Below are 19627 nucleotides of genomic sequence, written 5' to 3' on the forward strand. Positions count from 1 at the left end.
GGTATGCAGGGTTGGTAAACTGCTGGTTCTGTTGTGCCAGCCAGAAAAAGGATAGCCACCGGCTCCTTATTGTTTTTTCGGCTGGTATTCGGCTGGTAACGGAAAGGGGTAGGGTGTGGGAAGGGGGAAACGGTGAAAAAGGCTATCCGCAAAAGGGCATAGTTGCCCCACGGTGGAAAGCCTCAATGTTACCGTTCCCTGTCCTTGCCCCGCTCCCGTTTCCGGTACAGCTCCAATGCCTTTACAATCGTATCTTCCATCTGTTTCGCAGGCGTCCCCGGTGAAAAATATCTGCTGATACGCTCTTTTGGCATACGAAACTGTTCCTTCTGGTTCCCCTTTTCCTCTGATAAAATAGAGAGGATGACGTCCTCATTCAGCCTCCCCTCGTCTGCAAATTTACGCATTTTAATCGCCTGCGCATGGCTCGGTGTGCAGTCCTCTAACTGCATGGTGTCAAGCAGAATTGTCTGTTGCTCTTTCGGCAGGTAAGACAACTCTACCGCTGGACGTATGGCGATTTTACCGCTGTCAACCATATCCAATATCGGTGTAATTAGCTCGGTTAAACGGATATAGCGACGCACTGTATCTTTACTTTCACCCACCTGCTGTCCTAATATTTCAGCAGATTCTTTCCCTTTTAACTTCCACGCCACTGGCTCGGAAGTTAAATCAGTGCGTTTACCCTGTCTTTTCATTGCATCCAGTTTCAGCTTGTAGGCAAACGCTTTTTCTGACGGCAATATCTGCTCCCTTTGCAGGTTTGAATCTACCATAATTATAATGGCTTCATCATCTGTAAGGTTACGGACAATGCAGGGGATCTCCTTTTTTTCTGCAAGCTCGCTTGCCATTTTACGCCTGTGTCCGGCTATCATTTCATAACCGCCCTCCGGCTTTTCACGGACAAGGGCAGGCACCAGAACGCCATACTGCTTTACGCTCTCCGCCATATCCGCCATGCTTTCGTCCATCTTCACTTTAAACGGGTGGTTGGGAAAATCGCTGATTTCCTCCAATGGGATTTCCCTGACGGATTCCCGGCTTTCGTTGTCCCGTTCCTCCTGCGTGCTGAACAGGTCAGCGGCTGAGGGAAGCGGCATTTTTATCTCTTTCGCCACTGCGTATCACCTCCCTCGTAAATGCTCCATACGCCTTTGCCGCCGCACCGTTCCTGTCATAGCTGTAAATGCTCTGCCCTGCGGCGCTGGTTTCCGCCGCTTTCACCGCAACGGGGATGACCGTCTGGTACACTTTGATTACCCTCCCGTAATTCTGCCTTAAATTGTCGGCTGTGGCACGGGCAAGGTTTGTCCGCATATCTGCCAGCGTCAATAACACACCATCTACCTTTAGTCCGGGGTTAATCTGTCTCTGTACCTTTCCTATGGTTTTCATAAGCTGTGTCATTCCCTTTAAGGGCAGATAATGCGCCTGCACCGGGACAATCACGCTATCCGCCGCCGCAAGCGCATTGATGGTGAGCATACCCAAGCTCGGCATACAGTCAATCAGGATATAGTCATAATCCTTTTTCAACCCGCCAAGATAAGATTTCATGGTGAACTCCCTGCTCATGGCGTTTACAAGCATGATTTCCATGCCTGACAGCTCGATATTCGCCGGAATCAGGTCTACACCCTCGTCATGGTGTAAAATCCCTTCGCCCGCTTCCATCGGTTCGTCACGGATAATCTTTTCCATCTGCGTTGCCAGCGTGACAGAAAGATTGTCCTGGTCTGCCCAACCCAAAGAGGTTGTCAAGTCCCCCTGCGGATCGGCGTCCACAAGCAGCACCCTCTTTCCCTCATTTGCAAGCCCTATCCCTAAGTTTACGGCAGTCGTGGTCTTACCCGTTCCGCCTTTCTGGTTTGCAAGAGCGATTACCTTACATTTAGACATCACGGTTTACCTCCTTTCCTGAAAAATTTAATAGCCACTCCGCATAAGACAGAATGGCTATGTATGGGTTTTGGGCAATAAAAAAACCGACTGATTCTCGTTTTGAAAATCAATCGGCTGTCATTTAAATCCCAAAAAACTTATCAGAGGAACTTAATTCTAATATTTTTGCTTTTTCAATATATTTCTGCTCCACTTTATCAATACGTTCCCGCAATATTGGGATAATATACTGTCCTTTAATCCCTTCACAAATCTCAAAAATTGTTTTTAGCTGATTTATATGTGTATTTTCCATTTTATCATGAATAACAAATTGTGGAACATTCATTCCCAGTTCTATACTATATTGCATATAAGCTAAATCATATGCAACGATAACTGCTTTTTTCTTTCCTGTTCCAACTTTTCCTCCAAGCGACGCAATACTAATAGGAAACTTTTTTTCCTCCTTCCAATTTTCATTATAAGCCAACAAATATTTTTCTCCATAAAGTCTTTGACAATAGTCAGAAAATATTTGATTGAATGTCTTAATCTTATCTTCTATTTTTTCATTATTCATTTGTTTTTCAATATCAGAAAATTCTCTATTAAGATTTTGACGTATCTGCTCCTGTTCTTCCAACAAATGAATAGACTGTTGTATCTCTCCCTTTTTCAACGATAACTCTTCAATCTTCCGATTAAGCATATTCAGTTCATCCAGCAATCCTTCATCCAAAACTTCTATGGTTATTTTTTCTTTCTCCTTTAAAATTTCGGATAACTGTTTCGAATATTGTTCTAATAATTCCTGTTTTGTATATAACTGCCCTTTAATAAAGTCAATCCTATTTTGTATCATTGAATTATGGAAATTCACCATTTCTTCAAAACTCTTTTGCAAATCAGGCATATAACTTTGAGCTTCCGTATAAATTACTTTTAACGTACCAAAATCAATATCCCTTTTCTCTTTAGAAAGATTTTCAATACTCTTATTTATATTCTCTATCTCAAAATCCACTAACTGCATTTTTTCTTGTAAATCGTTGATGCGTACTGTTAGCTTTCGTTTTGTATCTAATTCGTCTCTATAAGAATCCATATAAGATAACTGCTGTCTTTTTTTATATAAATCTGCCAGATCGGAATCAATAATCTCAAGCGACTGTTTCAAAAGACTTAATGATGTTATACTTTTACTTTTTTCTAATGCTTGAATTGTTTTTTGGCACTCGGCTATTCTTCCTGCAAGTTCATTCTTTTTGCTAATCAACTTTTCGGTATATATCTGAAACAAGAAACAATAAATCGCATCATAGTCATCCGATGTAGTCATTATCGGCAGATATTTTATCATCTTATCTTCCGCCGTATTTTCCAATCTTACAAATTTTGGTATCAACTGCCTAAATGTCGGATTTGGCTCACTTAAATTAAATAATAATCTCTTTAACTCATTCCAAAACTCCTGTTGATTATAACTCTCATCTAAAATATACTTGTTTCCTCTAGGATATAAATCCCTTTTAATTGAATATAGTTTCCCTTTTTGGTCTACCAAAATCAACTCGGCCTGAACTTTATATTCACTCAAAAAATCTTTCACATCTTTATTATCACTTCTTGTATCTGAATCATAATAAAGCTCTCTAACGGATTTTGCCCCTAAACACAAATCAATTATCTTTATTGTTGTAGATTTACCAACACTATTGCCACTTTCAATAAGATCTTCAGGTGTATTATCTACAATCAAATTAAGTCCTTTTAAATTAAATGTTATGTCTCTAATAATATCTTCAGAAGGCTGTGTTTTGCGTACTATTAACTTTTTTATTTTCATAATACACCTTTCCTTCCTTTATTTTTATAAGTGACAGTATAAAAAGCCAATCTAAAGCATAATAAATAAAATCTACATGAATCTTCTCATTGATTTGTTGTTGAACCTCTAATAAAATTTCTTCTATAGGTATAACTTTTCTTTGTTCTAAAATAGTTAATAGAATTCCACCTAAATAATATAAAGACCTATTCGGTTCACGTTCAACATTCACAATCATAATGGTTTCTCCAATATTTTGCACTCCATAAAACAATAACATGTAAAACATGTCACTCCTAATTCCATATCCTCTATGTACATAATATCTATTTCATTCGCAGCTTTTACAGTCTCAAATATTTTGTCCTGTACCATGTCTATTATCTTATCTGAATTTTGTCTTATTATATCAATATCTTCTTTACCAAAATCTTTGTTTTCTAGCAAAATAGTTCCTCTTTCCTTCATATACCATGAATAGACACAATTCAGTATTTTTGCTTTTCCTCTCATGTTGGAATCATCATAAGCGTTTAAGTACCCTTCACAGATAGAATAATACGCAGAAAAATACCTTATTATATCCTTATACTTAATCACATGATTATATTCTATCTTTTCATCTGGTTTAAACTCTTTCGAATCAAATGTGCTTTCTATATCGTCACTTGAACATACTTCTCCCAATGATTTTACTACAGCTGAGATTAACGAAGGAATTCTCACAGCATTTTTAATTGAAACTTCGATATTTCCTTTGTTCTCTCCTACAATCAATCCTTGATTGCTTCCACTATTATCTATTTTGTAATCATTTCTTGTCATTTATGAATGTCTCCCGAATTATTTCCAATTAAAATACCGGAATTATTCCCACTATTTGAAACCCGCATATTTCCTTTATTTTCAATATTTCTACTATGTTCTTCTTTTATTTGTTCCAATATCCTTTTCGATTCGTTTTTCGCTCTTACTGCTATAATCGTTGAAATAACTGTAGCCACGGCCCCTATCGCAGTAAATATCAATGTCCAATCCATTTTCTTTCTCCTCCTAAGTTCCATTACTATTTTAACAAAATTTATTATACTAGTCTATATCCTCGCATCATAATTTTGTGCTATCCAGTCCATTACACGAATCCAGGTCACAAACTCCACCCGTCCGCCTAGTGTTATTTCGTCCATAATCCCCCATCTTGTCCACAAAATACGGTACAATCAGCACCAAATAACACTAAATAATGCGGTTTTCACCCTGTCCCCAAATTAGGACACAAAATATTCCACTGCGTTATTGGGAAAGAATTCTTTGAATTCACCATAAAGCTGGGCCGCTAATGTCTTATTATGAGCGATTATGAGCGTTGGCTTATTTAATTGTTGGATAACATTCGCCATTGTGAAAGTTTTACCGGAACCAGTAACGCCCAAAAGCGTTTCACATTGATTGCCTTCTTTAAAACCCTGTACCAGCCGTTCAATGGCTTGCGGCTGATCACCCGTTGGTTGGTATTCCGATACCAGTTCAAAATGATCCATGAAAGTCCTCCTTTATGAATACATTATATAATCCCATTAAGCAAGGCTTATTATAACAAAAATCCTTTTAAAAGTACATAGAAAAAGGAACAAATATTCGATTTTTGTCCATTTTTCTTTCGCTGCACTCAGCCATCTCTCTGAAAAACAGACTTAAATCCCATAAACAGAAACGTGCGCCGCAAGGCGCACAGTAAAAAAGGTACAGAACAAGTAAGCTTTTTGTTCTGTACCTCTTTTTGCTCATCATTCCATTTTCATCAGTCACCACAGCGCTTCAAGATAGTCCTAACTCTCTTTCACCCCAATGGCCTCAACCTCACAAAGCACTCCCTTAGGCAGCTCCTTCACCGCAACGCAGCTCCTTGCCGGCTTAGATACAAAGTACTCCTCATACACCTGATTAAACGCACCAAAATCAGCCATATCAGCCAAAAAACAAGTTGTTTTTATTACATTCTCATAGCCAATCCCCGCAGCCTTCAGAACCTCTCCCACATTCTTGCAACTCTGGCGCGCTTGCGCTTCAATCCCCTTCGGAACCTCACCTGTCTCCGGATTCACCGGAATCTGGCCGGAAGAAAAAATAAATCCGTTTACTTCCATCCCCTGAGAATAGGGACCAATAGCCGCCGGCGCTTTTGTAGTTGATATTACTCTCACGCTCTTTTCTCCTATCTTCTTTTTTATTCTTTTATCCTGCTAAATCCTCATTTCTACTGAGGCATAGCAATCTCTCCTTCCGGCGCACCTGCTTCCTGCGGAATCTCTCCTTCCGGCTGGTCACCAATATCTCCCGGCATCATCCCATCTGCTGAATTTGGCTGCACAATTCCTCCGATCAAGTTGCCGAAATGTAACGGACAGGGCATTGCCACAAGGGGCGAACCTGAAACATCATTGTTCTCCGGCACCAAAGTAATTATTCGGTATTCATGAAGAGGACAAGCATCTGTAGCCAATCCTCCGCTCTCTATACATACCTCACCTGCCACATGCACATTGCAGTACTCTGTAGGCGTACTCCCTGCCGCAAAATACTCTGACTTTATCGCCCCGCAGACTCCGGGAATCGGAAGCTTCCCTGATGCCGCACAAACAGTTGCGCTGGTAACAGAATCTGGCTTGGGGAAATCCTTGTTCTCCAGATTCTCATGAATTCGTGACATAACATTTTTCCAGATAAGCTTATGATAACTTGTCTCTCCCTTCCCAAGCTTATGGTTATTGTCAAAGCCGCCCCAGATGCCGGCCGTATAATAAGGCGTATATCCTACAAACCAGACGTCATTATTTTTAGATGTAGTACCGGTTTTTCCTGCAATCGTCATGCCGCTGAAGCGAACCGCGCCGCCAGTACCCTGATTTACTACATCCTTCATAGCGCTTGTCAAAAGCCATGCCGTACTGTCTTTCAGCACCGTTCTGGTATAGGATACTGAATTATCAATCAGTACATTACCGTCACGATCCAAAATTCTGGTATAGAATACAGGCTTTGTATAAACACCGCCGTTGGCAATCGTAGCATAAGCGGCTGTCAGTTCCAGATTGGTCACACCTCTGGTAAGTCCGCCCAATGCCATGGCCTGGGTATAGTCATTGTTTCCATTGACAGTCTCTTTCTGCAGCGTCGTAATTCCCATATTTTCCAGATAAGTAATGCCAAGTGCCGGCGTAATATCTGTAAGTGTCTTAACTGCCACAATATTCATAGACTGCTCAATACCTTTGCGCAGGGATGTCCATCCCTGATATGCTTCGCCATTCCAGTTCCGTACCGGGCGTCCGCCCTCATAATTATAGGGTGCATCATATTGTGTGGTTGCAAGGCTCATACCTGCCGAATCTAAAGCAGCCGCATAAGCAGCCACCACCTTAAAGGTTGATCCTGGCTGACGCACTGTATCTATTGCCCGGTTCAAGGTAAGATTAGCTGTCTTTTCCCCACGGCCTCCTACAATTCCTTTTACATATCCTGTAGCCTGATCCATCACAACCATAGAAGCTTGAGGCTGGATAGTCATTTCCGCTCGCTCATATACGGTATCGCCTTCTTCCACTACAGCTGCCTTGTAGGCATCAATGTAACTCTGTGCTTCTTCCTCTGTATCAAAGAGAAGTTCAAAACTGGAGGATTCGTTCTTTTTAAAATACGCCTCCATCATTTCCTTACTGTGATTTACCTGTTCACCATCTGGCTTTACAACTGTCAGAGCATAGTCCAAGCCAATGCGTACATTAGGGGGATAGTTCTCTTCATTGCCCAGCTCTTCATCCATAATCGCCTGAATCTCCGGATCCTGAGCCGTCTCAATGGTCAAGCCTCCATAATAAACCAGATTATATGCCTGCTGCGAGGTATATCCCTTAACCTCTTGAAGGTCATTGAGCACCTGCTCAATGGTAGCATCCACATAGTAAGAAAAGACTTCTGTTTCGCTTTTGGTCTGATTGGTGGTCTGAATACGGGCATACACATCGTCAGTTATGGCCTCCTCATATTCACTGGAGGTTATATACCCCTGATCCCTCATATACTGCAGGACCAGCTCCTGTCTTTCCCTGTTCTTCTCCTGATTGCTGATAGGATTATATCCGGTAGGGCTCTTGGTGATTCCGGCAATTACTGCTGCCTCGGAAATGGTAAGGTCCTTCACATCCTTATTAAAATAGCGATTGGCCGCTGCCTGAACTCCAAGAGAATTCTGCCCTAGATTAATGGTGTTCAGATATGCTTCCAGGATCTCCTCCTTGGTCATATTCTTTTCCAATTCTACTGCCAAAAACTGCTCCTGAAGCTTTCGTTCCACCTTTTCTGCCGTAGTGCTTTCACTCATAAAATCAAATACACTGTTCTTCAATAACTGCTGGGTTATGGTGCTGGCGCCCTCTGTCCTCTTAAAGCCGCTGGCAACTCCGCGGACACCTGCACGTATAATTCCCCTTAAGTCAATTCCGTTATGCTCATAGAATCGCTCGTCTTCAATAGCCACAAAGGCATCCTGGACATGTTGCGGAACATTCTCAATATCTACCCATATACGGTTAGAACCTGCCGCCACCAGTTCCGTCATCTGCCCGCCTTCAGAGTCCAGCATCACGGATTTGTATCCTGTAGGAATAACACTAGTGCTGTCAATGCCAGGGGCATTGTCAATGACCCCCTTTACGACACCAATTCCTGCACACATACCTGCAACACCTGCGGCCAGCAAGCAGACAAAAAATGCTTTTATAAATAAAGCACATGCTTTTTTCCCAATTTTTGGAGCTTTGGAGTTCATAGACTTCTGCTTTTTTGAAGTCCCTCTCTTTCCATAGTTCATTTTTTAGCCTCCTCTACATCCAATCATTATAGCAAATATTCCTGCGGGAATAAAGTCAAAAATAAAAATTCACATTATCTTGCGTTTTTGATAAGGTTTCTTTATAATATTTTTAATGTAACTTTTTAATTCTCAGGACAGTTTTCGACAGTCTTTGCGGCTAATACCCTTTATAATACTCTCCAAAAGGAATCTGAAGAAGGAGAGTATCATGCAAAAGGAATTTTTAATTGAAACCCGGGCTGTCGCAGATGAAAAAGGAAACCTGCTGAATCTGAAATATTACCTCATCGAAGAAGAACAGCCTCAGTCCATAACCCCTCTCTACCGTATCTGCATCAAAAAGTCTATCGCAGAGAAGCCTGATGTGGAGGAAACAGAAAGCACTCCGCCTGTCTCTCACTCAGAAGCCTTTGCCCGACAGATGCTCCGGCGGCTGATTACCAATGCAGTCACACCCGTCTGTCTGTTGGAAATCGTAGATGACATGATGACTGGTGAAAGTGGACAGGCTTCCTAGATTTATATATGAAAGGAATCCTTATGTCAGAATCGTACAGTTTTACTTACATAGGCGGTATAGGTGAGATAACAGAAAAAAAATCACGTTTTATTGCCACAGTGGAGCCTGTAAAGTCCGAAGAAGATGCATTGGCTTTTATTGAACGCATTCGCAGACAGTACTGGGATGCTTCCCATAACTGTACTGCTTTTACCATAGGAAATAATCACCAGCTTACTCGCTGCAGCGATGATCGTGAGCCTGCCGGAACTGCCGGGAGACCTATGCTGGATGTTCTTTTGGGCGAAAACATACACGATACTGCCGTTGTAGTCACACGCTATTTCGGCGGCACACTGTTGGGAACCGGTGGTCTTGTGCGGGCTTATTCTGCTGCCGTTCGGGAGGGCCTGCGTCAGGCTGTGATTCTGGATAAACGTCCCGGTATCCCTCTGACCATTCATACAGATTATAACGGCATCGGAAAGATCCAGTATATTCTAAGTCAAGATAAGATTCCGATTCTTCGTTCCGAATATACAGATTCCGTTCTTCTGGAAGCCCTTGTTCCCGTTTCCCTTTTGAAAGCCATCACCTCATCAATCACAGAGAGCACCAGCGGACAGGCTCTCTTAAAGGCCGGAGCTCCGTGTCTGTATGCGCTTTCGGACGGGAAGACACTTTTATTTGAGGAGGAAGTAATATGAAAATGGGCCTTATCCCCAGACGTAATTTACTTTTATTGAGTCTGCTGACGGCAGGCTCACTGTTTTTTCTCATTTCTTCCGTTTCCGCCTCCTATTACCAGGCGCATCCTGACGAACCTGCTTTTCTTCTCCGCATCAATGAGGTCTGTACCATAAACCCTGGAACTAAGACCGGTGAAGCATTTATCTATGAGGATTACATTGAACTGTATAATCCTTCTGATACGGAGATCTCGCTGGATCACCTGTATCTGTCAGATACCACCAAAGATTATGCTCTGGTCCCCCTGTCTGGCGGCATCATTCCGGCAGGCGGCTACTATGTAGTCTATGCCGACGGCGGAGACGGCTCTGTTCCCGAGGGTTATGACAGTCTGCCTTTCCGTCTCTCCGAAAATGAAACCATCACCCTTAGTTACTGCGCCGAATCCCAAAATGGCACTAAAAACTTTTTCCCCATTGACTCTCTTTTTATTCCCTCTCTGTCCCCTGGAATCGTATATGCACGCACAGAGGATGGTATGGGAGTTCCAAAAGCGATGCGTCCGTCTCCCGGAGCTTCTAACCAAACTGCCTCTCTCCTGTTGGAGTCTCCTGCTTTTTCTATGGAAAGCGGTTTTTATACTGCCCCATTTACAGTTCAGATTCAGGTCCCCGAGAATCTTTCTGTCTATTATACTTTGGATGGAAGTGAACCCACACCAGATGATTACTTCTATACAGGACCATTGACTTTTTCAGATCCAAGTCCAAACAGTAATGTATTTTCAGTTCGGGAAGATATCACTTCGCAAACGAGCGCCTATGCTTCCCCTGACACACCTGTTGACAAAGCACTGATTCTGCGGGCAGCTGCATATGACGAAAGCGGAAACTACAGTCAAACAATTACTGCTTCCTATTTTCTTGACTTTGAAAAGAAAACCGGCCTGGAAAATATTTCCGTTCTCTCCCTTGTGACAGATCCTGCAAATCTTTTTGATGATCATAGCGGAATCTATGTCCGCGGCAGCCGCTATGAGCAGGGGGTTGCAAATGCGGAAATCAGTCCCGATCTTTCTTGGAGCAAATTAACAGATTACCTGAATTACTATCTGAGAGGAACTATTTCTGAACGGCCTGCCCATCTGACTCTTATGGACAGCAGTCACAGCCTGCTGTTAGAAGAAGAATGCGGTATCCGCATTCGCGGAAATGAATCCCGAAGCTTTCCGCAAAAAAGCTTTACTCTATTTGCCAGAAAGCGTTATGGTTCCGATACCTTTGCTCCTGTTTTTTTTGATACTGGTTTTTCTTATCCAGATCTGATTTTAAACAGCAGCAAAGAGCTGAAAAAAGTATTTTTCTTTTCTTTGGTGGAAGATCGTTCTGCTGCCGTTCAGAGATATACACCCTGTCAGGTTTTTCTAAACGGAGAATACTGGGGAATGTATTACTTAATGGAAAAATATTCTGCAGAATACCTGGAAAACCACTATGGAATAGAAAAAGAAAACAGTCTTCTAATCAAGACTGCCTGGGAAGTTCAGGAGGGAGATCCCGATGATGTATCCCAGTTCCAATATCTTCAGAATTACTTGGACTTGGACATGTCCGACCCAGGACTTTATGAGGATCTTCAGGAACTGATGGATATGCAGAGCTTTATTGATTGGATGTGCACCAATATCTATATTGCCAATACAGATTCAAAGCCTCTGGGCGGCAATGTATTTACGTGGAGAGCCTCCCTTCCTGGCTGGAAAGAATATGAAGACGGAAAATGGCGATGGATGCTTTACGATCTGGATGATTCTCTTGGCGTTGGAATCAATTCAGATTCACCGGCCTATTTGATCGACTCCTTTGTAGATTGTCCCGACTATTCTCCTGCCGGATTTCTGGATGACGAACCTATGCCTTCCCTCATGAGAAATGAGGATTTCCGGCGTCAGTTTGTTTTGACCTTTATGGATATGGCCAATGAGAATTTTAAGCCTTCCAGAGTTTTGCCCCTCCTTGATCAGTTGGAAGCGCAATATTCCAATGCCGCCGCCAAAAGCTACGAACGCTGGAATACGGTCCCTTTGGATGCACCTTTTGAAGATCAAATAGAAGAACTGCGCAGCTTTTTTGCAAACCGATATGACGCAATCGTCCCTTACCTTGCCAAACATTTTTCCCTGACCGGAGAGCTTGTTCCTTTGACCCTGTCCGCCGAGAACCCGGAGGGCGGAATCATAACATTGAATACCCTCTCCCCGGATCTTACATCCGGCAGCTGGACGGGAAGTTATTACACTGATTATCCTTTAACCCTTACTGCTGAACCATTAGATGGTCACACGTTCCTGGGCTGGGAAGTCACAGACTGCCAGATTTTGTCCAATTCTACAGCGCCAACGGTTCAAATACAATTGAGGGGCGGCACCACCCCATCTGTAAAAGCCATTTTTTCTAAATGAGCAAAAACGAAAAGAGACCGCTGCAAATGAAATAAAAGCTCACATTTTGCGGCAGTCTCTTTTTATATTATCTTATTTCACACTATCTTTTTATCTGTCCATAGTAAGCATTTTCTCCATGCTTCCGCAAGAAATGCTTATCCTGAATCACCTGGGGCGCCGGCGCTGCGCCGGGCTTTAACAGTTCTGTACGACAGGCCATCTTTGCCACTTCCTCAAGAACAACTGCATTGTGAACAGCGTTATCCGCATCGGTTCCCCAGGTAAAGGGGCCATGATTAGTGCAGAGCACGCCGGGAATATGCATGGGATTCTTTCCCTGGAATGTTTCAATAATTACCAGACCTGTATTCTTCTCATATTCTCCGTTGATCTCCTCTGCTGTCAGGCTTCTGGCGCAGGGAATCTCTCCATAAAAATAATCTGCATGTGTAGTTCCGTAACAGGGAATGCTTCTTCCTGCCTGTGCCCAGGAGGTCGCCCAGGGAGAATGGGTATGCACAATGCCCCCTACCTCTGTAAATGCCTTGTAGAGCTCCAGATGTGTAGGCGTGTCGGAAGAAGGATTGTAATCTCCCTCCACCTTATTGCCGTCAAGATCCATGACAACCATATCTTCCGGCTTTAATTCATCGTAATCCACTCCGCTGGGTTTGATTACGAATAAACCGCTTGCCCGGTCTATTCCGCTGACATTTCCCCACGTGTAGGTAATCAGCCCCCGCCTGGGCAGCTCCATATTGGCCTCATAAACCTGTTTTTTCAGTGCTTCTAACATGTTCTTTCTCCTTCCCTGTCTTAATTTTCTTTTTGATCCAGTAAAGTCCTCATGGACTTATTGGCAAAAAGCAGATCCTCTTTCCATTTCTCGTTGCCAAGATACCAGAACTCTGTTACAAATTTGCGTACACCCATGGCCCATGCTGTGTCAATCATTGATGGGAAATCCACCTGTCCATCCCCAAACATCATATCCCGAAACTTTCCTGGCTCTGTTTCTTTCAGATGCATAGAAGTAATATGACCCTTGCAGCTTCTCAAATCCTCCAGCACATCTGTACCATAGGTAATCGCCGCATTATTTATATTACCACAATCTGGATAAACATTCAAATAGGTAGAATTGACAGCTTTCACATAGTCCATAGATTTCTGACAGGTATTCATAAATTCTGTTTCCATGGTCTCAAAACCCATAAGGACACCGGCTCTGGCTGCCATAAGTGTGCATTTTTTTAAATTCTCCCCAAATCTGGCTGCCGTTTCCGGGGTAGAAGGATCATAATACACATCATAGCCTGCAAGCTGAATAATGCGGACCCCCAGATCATCTGCAAGCTGAATTGCTTTTTCCATAATCTCCATTCCTCTCTTACAGATATCCGGATCACCGCTTCCGATTGGATACTTTCGATGTCCTGACAAACACATAGTACGAATGGGGATTCCCACCTCAAACATTGTCTTTATAAGTTCCAGGCGTTCCTCCTTCGTCCATTCAAGACGGGCCAGCTTTTCGTCGGTCTCATCAATACTGATCTCCACGAAGTCATATCCCGCTTCCTTTGCCGCTTTCAGCTTTTCCTTCCAGCTCAGTTCTTTTGGCATAGCCTTCTCATACAGGCCAATGGTGTACGCTTTCATCATTTTTCCTTCTTTCTCCTTTATAAGCTTTCTATCTCATAGAATGCAATTTCATCAATTTCCCGGTTAGCGGACACCAGGCCTGTCTTTGTACCCTTGTCATAACTGCGCACATTTGCCGGTCCTACATCCTCATCCAAAACCTCCATAACATAATCTCTGCCATCGTAGATACATGCCAGAAGATTTCGTTTCCCTTTTCTGTGTCCGATGATGGCTGCACCTTTGCCATCAATCTCTGTTCCCCAGATGCCATGGGCAAATTCATATTTTTCTTCAAAAGTCTTTATACAGGTATACGCACCATCCACCATCTTGTAAATCCGGATAGTATCCCCATGAAATGGTGCCATCACCAGCATCTCCTTCTCGCCGTCTCCGTCAAAGTCTGCAAAGGTCATATCGCTGGCCGCTTCTTCTATCAGGGTCTCCACCGTCCATTCTCCGCCCTTTCTGACCGGAGGAATTACTTTAAAAATACCATTGTCCGCCGCAACTGCTGCCCATACGCCGTCTGCTTCTTCCACACGGCAATAACCATGATTCTTTAAAAGTCCTTCTTTTAAAACCGTGAGGGAAAGTTGATTTTCTTCATTGATCTCGCTCAAATCCTCCGGAAGCTCACACACCCAAATCTTTCCCGGGCTGCTCCAATCTTCCTTATGCTCATGCCCCGACTTCAATGCGCAGGCAATAAGATAATTCACTCCGCCGCTGGTAAGAATATCGAAGCGATGCACAAAGGGCAGATCCACCAGCGTCTTAATCTCCCAGTTATCCTTTCCTTTTGGGGATGCCAAAATAATCTTTGCTTCTTTGGAGTCATTGGGAGAATAGAACTTGTGAGTTGCAAGGAATTCCCCGTTGCTTCCCGGAAGCTGTACCATAGTCATGGTTCCTCCTGGTCCCTCCCATACTGTTTCTTCCAAATTGCCGTCCAAATCAAAGAGAAGGCATTTATTGACCTTCTCTGCGGCAATCAGTATATGCTTCTTGCCGTTATAATTCAGCGGACAAATGGAATAACATTTTTCCAATTCATGTGTTTTGATTTTATTTATTTTCATTTTTTCCTCCTAATCTACCTGATGAACCCAAATCCCCTTTTCCTGAAACTCTCGGACAATCTCCATAGGGGCATCTGTATCCGTAATAATATTGGCTATTAGTTCCGGAGGACAGCTTATAAAACTGCTCCGCTTTCCCAGCTTAGTACAGTCTGCCAAAATATATGAAGCTCTGCTCACACGCTCAAACATCATCTGATTGAGGTTTACCTCATTGAGCAGTTCTGTGGTCATTCCCGTGTCCGGGCTAATGCCTCCGCACCCCATAAAGCTCTTTTTCGCAGTTACCTGGCTCAGATTATTCATGGCAAAATCCCCTACCATGGCGCCCTTTACATAGCGTAGCTCTCCTCCCAAAAGGATAATGGTGGCATGGGATGGATTTTTTTCATTTATAATATTTCCATTGTTGGTTATAATCGTTACATTTCTGCTGGTGATATATTTCACCATAGCCAGGGCGGTAGAACTGGTATTGATAAAAATACTGTCCCCATCTTCCACCAGGCTGGCCGCATACCTGGCTATCCGCTCTCTGCGGAGCTGCTTTTGATTTTCTCCAAAATCGGCTCCAGTCAGCGTATTGTTATTTCTGGCTCCTCCATAAAAACGTTCCAGAAGCTTGTGATCCTCCAAGTACTGCAGATCTCTTCGAATAGTTAAGGGAGATACCTGAAACTGCTCTGCCAGTTGATTGACCGACACATTGCCATTCTCCCGCACAAGCTCCAATACTTTTTCTCTCCGGCCGTTTACAATAGTCCGGCTCATTTTCATATGGTTCTCCCTCCTTTACAAAGCTAAAAAGAGAGTTGCCTTCCGGCTGATTCTACCCGGAAGACACTCTCTTCTCGGCTGTCTTCGTTATACAAATGCCTTTATCCTTCTTATTCGATACCGGCTTCTTTCAGCTTCTCTTCCATCTCCTGCATGGACATAATATTACGAAGGCCAATCACAGTACTTCCCTTCTTCTCAGCATCCTTGAACATGTTGGTAAAGTTCTGTGCACAAAATACTACATCGAACTGAGGCGCTGCACTCTTTCCCTCGGAAAGGGCGCAATGATGAATCTTGCCCGGCTTAATGCCCAATTTCTTGAGCGTCTTTTCCAGCGTCATCTTCATCATCAAGCTAGAACCTGCTCCATTTGCACAGCATACCAAAAAACTCATATTCTCCTTTGCCATAGCCACAATCTCCTTTTCTTTTTGTTTGTGAAATTTATGATTGTTCTATCATTATGATAGTAAAATTTTTCATAAAAATCAATCTTTTTCTATTACTTTTTTATTTTGCTGCTCTTTTTTCCTTCATCTCTTTGTATGCCTCATAATCCTCGGTCATCAGGAAGTAGCCTTCCTTATCTGCACGATATTGAAGCTGGGGAATTGCCAAAAGTGCAATAGCTACAATTGCAACGCCTGCATAGCTTAAGAACTTCATTGCGCCAGTCATTATCGGCCATACAACGGCCCAATCCCACATTCCAAGGTATCCGCCGTATGCTGCCATTCCTACCCAGCCTGCAATAAGCGCAGAACCAAACACCTGGCAAAGACCAGAAATAAATGGCAGAATAAGTGCTGCCTTAATACCGCCCTTCTCATTTGCAAAGATTGCAATGGTTGCATTATCAAAGAACACCGGGACGAATCCGCAGATTACAAGTACAGGGCTCTGCAGCGCTACTAAAACTACAATTGCAAGAATCTGTCCTACAAAACCTGCCAGGAAGCCCAGAGGAACCGCATTAGCAGACCCGAAACCAAATGCTACTGCGCAGTCTACGCCAGGTACGGAACCCGGAAGAATCTTATCTGCAATACCCTGGAAGGACTGCGTCAGCTCCGTAACGAAAGTACGAACGCCCAGCTGCAGGATTGCCAGATATACTGCAAAGTACAGACATGTCTGAATAACATAGAATACCATACTTGCGCCTTCTGCCAGGAAACCCTGTTCTGTCAGGTAATCTCTTCCCAGGATACAGAGAATTGCTCCAAAGAAAATCAGCATTAGAATAGAAGTACATACCATGTTCTCATTGAAGATGGACATAAAGCCCGGAAGCTCAATATCACCAATCTTCTTAACTTCTTTGCCATCCTTCTTCTTACCAAAAAACTTTTCTGCCAGCCAGGTGTTCAGAGCAATGCCGAACATCTGCTGATGGGCTAATGTAATGCCTGCACCGTCTGTCAATTCCTGGCAGGGCTTGATAATCAGGTTGGAGCCCACTGCCCAGTATGCTCCAAGAATCACTGCCATAACAACAATCAGAGCCACATTATGCGTCAAAAGACCCGGAAGTGCAAACATAATCAGCCAGTAAGCTGTTGCTGCCTGCTGTACCTGTACATGCCCTGTAGTAAACAGAGCACGCAGCTTTGTAATCTTGCTGAAACGTACCAGCAGAATATTTACGATAAATGCAATCAGCAGAAGAATCATGGCATCGCCAAAGCCTTTTCCGAACACTTCTTCTACGCCTGCAGTAACTGCATTCTGTCCGAAGTAGGGGTCAATAACCATAGCATCCATATTGAAACGATCTTTCAGTCCTACCAATACAGGGCGGAAGTTACTGACCAATCCTGATGAACCAACTGTCAAAATCAAATATCCTACAATTGCTTTAATTACACCTGCAAGTACATCATACCAAGGTTTTCTCAGCAAAATATAACCAAGAGCTACAATCAGGCCAATCATAAACGCCGGCTGCTGTAAAATATTTGTAGCAAAATACGACCACACTCTCATTAAAATATCCATACACTTACTCCTTTCCAACATACATTCCTTATTTTACCTTTTGTTAATCCAGGTATTGCTCCTGAATCTTCAATAAATCCTCCGGTGTCTTTGCTTTTTCCAAAGCTTTTACCACATTTTCATCCATAAGCATATCAGACAGCTTCATCATATTATTCAGATGCTGCTCGGGATTGCAGGAAGCCAGAGTGAAAAATAACTGGGCATCCTTTTCTGGGTCTCCAGCGGCAAAGCTCACTGGTTTTTCCAGCTTCATAAAGCCAATAGCCGTCTTATTCACGCCTACGGCATTTTCCTGGGAATGAGGCATCGCAACGTTAGGCATAATCACAATATAGGGACCGTGCTTCTCCACACAGGCAATGATGTCTTCCTTATAGTTGGCTTCCACTGTCCCATCCGCCTCCAGGCTCCGGCAGCTCATGCGGATAGCTTCCTTCCAATCCGGCGCTTCCTCTGCAAATAGATAATGTTTTTTCTCTACAAACTCTCTTAACATAATATTTCCCTTTCTCCTTCCATTAATTTGCACATGTTCTGCGCATAAAGGGATATACTCTGCTCTCGGGCTGTTTACTTCGTTACAGGCAAGAGCGGAATGGTATGTTCTGGGGATGCTCAAAGCAGTCCTCAAAACCTCTCCTGTGATGATAGTAAATTTTATCCTTATCCTGTGGGTAGGTATACTTGCCTCCCACCTGCCAGAAGAAGGGATGGAACTTGTACTCGTTGCGATCCTTCTTGAAGTCGTACAGAACCTTGATTTCCTCACAATCGGCCTGGAAATTTGTCCATACATCCCAGTGAATGGGAACTACAACCTTACACTGAAGATTCTCCGCCATGCGCAGGATATCAATAGAGGTCATCTTATCCTGCATACCAATGGGATTTTCTCCAAATGAGCCAAACGCCACATCAATATCATAATCCTTGCCATGTTTTGCAAAGTAGATAGAGAAATGCGAATCACCGGAATGATATATATTGCCCCCTGGAGTCTTTACCAGGTAGTTTACAGCCTTATCATCCATATCTGTAGGGCAGACTCCCGTCAGCTCTTCTCTGTTCTCGCTTGTGTCATCTGTCGTCACAATACAGGTTCGATCAAAGCTGTCTAATGCTACAATCTCCAAATCCTTAATCTTAATGACGTCTCCCGGTTTTACGGTAATGCAGCGCTCCTGGGGAACGCCCCATTTCATCCAGGTCTCTACTGATTTTTTCGGCCCGATGAAAGGAACCGGAATCTCCTTGCCGTTCTCATCTGTCGTTGTCATGCCGCTTTGGATGACATGTGCTGCCCACTCAGCGGACATATGATCCTGATGGTAATGGGTTGCCAGAACTGCATCCACATGTTTGAACGCAAAGGGATCAATTACAAATGGCACATTTCTTAAGTTTGGCTGCATCAGGCGGCCGCCGCACATATTTGCCATCTGATGCCCTGGCTTCATCTTATTATCGCCATGGGTTCTCTTGCCATTTCCGCACCACAGATCAATGGTAATGTTGGTGTTCTCTGGAGTTTTGAACCAGACACCTGTACATCCCAGCCACCACATGGCCACATTGCCGGGCGCCACCACCTCGCTCTCGATGTCCTCCACCAGCCAGGTTCCCCACTCTGGGAAGGTACTCATAATCCAGCTTTCTCGTGTGATTTCATTCACTTTGGACATTTCCCTCATCTCCTTTTCTTTTATAAGTTTCTTTGTTTCTTGATATTTATATTTTACTGAAACCGCTCATTTCTTTCAATCATTTTTATGATTATTTGAACTGTTTTATGTTCTTTTTATGATTTATTTGAAATTTTTGTTCGTTATGTACATTTAAATTCGTTTTTTATTGCATTTTTCCCTATATTATTGTGATGACTGCACAATCATTC

At 43.2% G+C, this 19627-nt stretch carries 19 protein-coding genes and 1 pseudogene; 3 read left to right on the forward strand and 17 right to left on the reverse strand.

Going from position 1 to position 19627, the window contains the following annotated elements:
- Window positions 1-188: 188 nt before the first annotated feature.
- The 9 genes and pseudogenes from VSQ61_RS21405 to VSQ61_RS21445 form a co-directional block, all read right to left on the reverse strand.
- On the reverse strand, window positions 189-1106 hold the full coding sequence (locus tag VSQ61_RS21405) for a ParB/RepB/Spo0J family partition protein (RefSeq protein WP_334346391.1): 918 nt from the start codon (window positions 1104-1106) through the stop codon (window positions 189-191).
- Window positions 1084-1905 carry a ParA family protein gene (locus VSQ61_RS21410; RefSeq protein WP_334346374.1) on the reverse strand — a complete coding sequence of 274 codons (822 nt, stop codon included), beginning with the start codon at window positions 1903-1905 and terminating at the stop codon, window positions 1084-1086. The genes VSQ61_RS21405 and VSQ61_RS21410 overlap by 23 nt, the downstream gene beginning before the upstream one ends.
- A gap of 124 nt (window positions 1906-2029) precedes the next feature.
- The gene (locus VSQ61_RS21415; RefSeq protein ID WP_334346375.1) at window positions 2030-3736 is read right to left on the reverse strand and encodes a DUF2326 domain-containing protein; all 1707 of its coding nucleotides are present in this window, start codon (window positions 3734-3736) and stop codon (window positions 2030-2032) included.
- Entirely contained in the window at window positions 3693-3956 is a 264-nt protein-coding gene (locus VSQ61_RS21420; RefSeq protein WP_334346376.1) for an ABC-three component system middle component 6, read from the reverse strand. The genes VSQ61_RS21415 and VSQ61_RS21420 overlap by 44 nt, the downstream gene beginning before the upstream one ends.
- Complete coding sequence (locus VSQ61_RS21425) at window positions 3953-4543, reverse strand: hypothetical protein (RefSeq protein WP_334346377.1); 591 nt, start codon at window positions 4541-4543, stop codon at window positions 3953-3955. The genes VSQ61_RS21420 and VSQ61_RS21425 overlap by 4 nt, the downstream gene beginning before the upstream one ends.
- A complete protein-coding gene (locus tag VSQ61_RS21430; RefSeq protein ID WP_160285078.1) occupies window positions 4540-4758 on the reverse strand; it encodes a hypothetical protein in 219 nt (72 codons plus the stop codon). Before VSQ61_RS21430 ends, VSQ61_RS21425 begins: the two co-directional genes overlap by 4 nt.
- 231 nt (window positions 4759-4989) lie before the next feature.
- Window positions 4990-5259 (reverse strand): annotated as a pseudogene (locus VSQ61_RS21435) (DEAD/DEAH box helicase family protein); the annotation flags it as partial.
- Between the two features lie 288 nt (window positions 5260-5547).
- Window positions 5548-5922 carry a RidA family protein gene (locus VSQ61_RS21440; protein ID WP_334346378.1) on the reverse strand — a complete coding sequence of 125 codons (375 nt, stop codon included), beginning with the start codon at window positions 5920-5922 and terminating at the stop codon, window positions 5548-5550.
- Window positions 5923-5975: 53 nt separating this feature from the next.
- A complete protein-coding gene (locus VSQ61_RS21445; protein ID WP_334346379.1) occupies window positions 5976-8588 on the reverse strand; it encodes a transglycosylase domain-containing protein in 2613 nt (870 codons plus the stop codon).
- Window positions 8589-8799: 211 nt separating this feature from the next.
- On the opposite strand from VSQ61_RS21445, the gene VSQ61_RS21450 reads away from it, so the two are divergent.
- Genes VSQ61_RS21450 through VSQ61_RS21460 form a run of 3 tightly spaced genes read left to right on the forward strand, consistent with a single transcriptional unit; the run spans window position 8800 to window position 12241 of the window.
- On the forward strand, window positions 8800-9108 hold the full coding sequence (locus tag VSQ61_RS21450; RefSeq protein ID WP_334346380.1) for a DUF6514 family protein: 309 nt from the start codon (window positions 8800-8802) through the stop codon (window positions 9106-9108).
- A gap of 23 nt (window positions 9109-9131) precedes the next feature.
- Window positions 9132-9797 carry a YigZ family protein gene (locus tag VSQ61_RS21455; RefSeq protein ID WP_334346382.1) on the forward strand — a complete coding sequence of 222 codons (666 nt, stop codon included), beginning with the start codon at window positions 9132-9134 and terminating at the stop codon, window positions 9795-9797.
- Window positions 9794-12241: a CotH kinase family protein gene (locus VSQ61_RS21460; RefSeq protein WP_334346383.1), complete on the forward strand. Its 2448-nt coding sequence runs from the start codon at window positions 9794-9796 to the stop codon at window positions 12239-12241. Before VSQ61_RS21455 ends, VSQ61_RS21460 begins: the two co-directional genes overlap by 4 nt.
- Before the next feature lie 82 nt (window positions 12242-12323).
- Here VSQ61_RS21460 and VSQ61_RS21465 read toward each other — a convergent pair whose 3' ends face one another.
- From VSQ61_RS21465 to ulaG, 8 genes are all read right to left on the reverse strand, one after another.
- Entirely contained in the window at window positions 12324-13019 is a 696-nt protein-coding gene (locus VSQ61_RS21465) for an L-ribulose-5-phosphate 4-epimerase (protein WP_334346384.1), read from the reverse strand.
- A 20-nt stretch (window positions 13020-13039) separates the two neighbouring features.
- A complete protein-coding gene (locus tag VSQ61_RS21470; protein ID WP_334346392.1) occupies window positions 13040-13885 on the reverse strand; it encodes an L-ribulose-5-phosphate 3-epimerase in 846 nt (281 codons plus the stop codon).
- A 20-nt stretch (window positions 13886-13905) separates the two neighbouring features.
- A complete protein-coding gene (locus VSQ61_RS21475) occupies window positions 13906-14952 on the reverse strand; it encodes a hypothetical protein (RefSeq protein WP_334346385.1) in 1047 nt (348 codons plus the stop codon).
- A 9-nt stretch (window positions 14953-14961) separates the two neighbouring features.
- Complete coding sequence (locus tag VSQ61_RS21480) at window positions 14962-15729, reverse strand: DeoR/GlpR family DNA-binding transcription regulator (protein ID WP_334346386.1); 768 nt, start codon at window positions 15727-15729, stop codon at window positions 14962-14964.
- Window positions 15730-15839: 110 nt separating this feature from the next.
- Window positions 15840-16142: a PTS sugar transporter subunit IIB gene (locus VSQ61_RS21485; protein WP_334346387.1), complete on the reverse strand. Its 303-nt coding sequence runs from the start codon at window positions 16140-16142 to the stop codon at window positions 15840-15842.
- A 100-nt stretch (window positions 16143-16242) separates the two neighbouring features.
- Complete coding sequence (ulaA, locus tag VSQ61_RS21490) at window positions 16243-17730, reverse strand: PTS ascorbate transporter subunit IIC (RefSeq protein WP_334346388.1); 1488 nt, start codon at window positions 17728-17730, stop codon at window positions 16243-16245.
- Window positions 17731-17773: 43 nt separating this feature from the next.
- Window positions 17774-18229 (reverse strand): PTS sugar transporter subunit IIA, encoded by a 456-nt coding sequence (locus tag VSQ61_RS21495; RefSeq protein ID WP_334346389.1) that lies wholly within the window; start codon window positions 18227-18229, stop codon window positions 17774-17776.
- An 82-nt stretch (window positions 18230-18311) separates the two neighbouring features.
- Complete coding sequence (gene ulaG, locus VSQ61_RS21500; RefSeq protein ID WP_334346390.1) at window positions 18312-19415, reverse strand: L-ascorbate 6-phosphate lactonase; 1104 nt, start codon at window positions 19413-19415, stop codon at window positions 18312-18314.
- Window positions 19416-19627 lie beyond the last annotated feature (212 nt).

Source organism: Candidatus Merdisoma sp. JLR.KK006 (assembly GCF_036941035.1).
Classification (GTDB): Bacteria; Bacillota; Clostridia; order Lachnospirales; family Lachnospiraceae; genus Laedolimicola.

What these genes read in the sequence shown, in the direction of transcription:
- VSQ61_RS21405 (WP_334346391.1), bottom strand. Translation starts at nt 1,106, where the DNA reads ATGCCGCTTCCCTCAGCCGCTGACCTGTTCAGCACGCAGGAGGAACGG.
- VSQ61_RS21410 (WP_334346374.1), bottom strand. Translation starts at nt 1,905, where the DNA reads ATGTCTAAATGTAAGGTAATCGCTCTTGCAAACCAGAAAGGCGGAACG.
- VSQ61_RS21415 (WP_334346375.1), bottom strand. Translation starts at nt 3,736, where the DNA reads ATGAAAATAAAAAAGTTAATAGTACGCAAAACACAGCCTTCTGAAGAT.
- VSQ61_RS21420 (WP_334346376.1), bottom strand. Translation starts at nt 3,956, where the DNA reads ATGATTGTGAATGTTGAACGTGAACCGAATAGGTCTTTATATTATTTA.
- VSQ61_RS21425 (WP_334346377.1), bottom strand. Translation starts at nt 4,543, where the DNA reads ATGACAAGAAATGATTACAAAATAGATAATAGTGGAAGCAATCAAGGA.
- VSQ61_RS21430 (WP_160285078.1), bottom strand. Translation starts at nt 4,758, where the DNA reads ATGGATTGGACATTGATATTTACTGCGATAGGGGCCGTGGCTACAGTT.
- VSQ61_RS21445 (WP_334346379.1), bottom strand. Translation starts at nt 8,588, where the DNA reads ATGAACTATGGAAAGAGAGGGACTTCAAAAAAGCAGAAGTCTATGAAC.
- VSQ61_RS21450 (WP_334346380.1), top strand. Translation starts at nt 8,800, where the DNA reads ATGCAAAAGGAATTTTTAATTGAAACCCGGGCTGTCGCAGATGAAAAA.
- VSQ61_RS21455 (WP_334346382.1), top strand. Translation starts at nt 9,132, where the DNA reads ATGTCAGAATCGTACAGTTTTACTTACATAGGCGGTATAGGTGAGATA.
- VSQ61_RS21460 (WP_334346383.1), top strand. Translation starts at nt 9,794, where the DNA reads ATGAAAATGGGCCTTATCCCCAGACGTAATTTACTTTTATTGAGTCTG.
- VSQ61_RS21465 (WP_334346384.1), bottom strand. Translation starts at nt 13,019, where the DNA reads ATGTTAGAAGCACTGAAAAAACAGGTTTATGAGGCCAATATGGAGCTG.
- VSQ61_RS21470 (WP_334346392.1), bottom strand. Translation starts at nt 13,885, where the DNA reads ATGAAAGCGTACACCATTGGCCTGTATGAGAAGGCTATGCCAAAAGAA.
- VSQ61_RS21475 (WP_334346385.1), bottom strand. Translation starts at nt 14,952, where the DNA reads ATGAAAATAAATAAAATCAAAACACATGAATTGGAAAAATGTTATTCC.
- VSQ61_RS21480 (WP_334346386.1), bottom strand. Translation starts at nt 15,729, where the DNA reads ATGAAAATGAGCCGGACTATTGTAAACGGCCGGAGAGAAAAAGTATTG.
- VSQ61_RS21485 (WP_334346387.1), bottom strand. Translation starts at nt 16,142, where the DNA reads ATGGCAAAGGAGAATATGAGTTTTTTGGTATGCTGTGCAAATGGAGCA.
- ulaA (WP_334346388.1), bottom strand. Translation starts at nt 17,730, where the DNA reads ATGGATATTTTAATGAGAGTGTGGTCGTATTTTGCTACAAATATTTTA.
- VSQ61_RS21495 (WP_334346389.1), bottom strand. Translation starts at nt 18,229, where the DNA reads ATGTTAAGAGAGTTTGTAGAGAAAAAACATTATCTATTTGCAGAGGAA.
- ulaG (WP_334346390.1), bottom strand. Translation starts at nt 19,415, where the DNA reads ATGTCCAAAGTGAATGAAATCACACGAGAAAGCTGGATTATGAGTACC.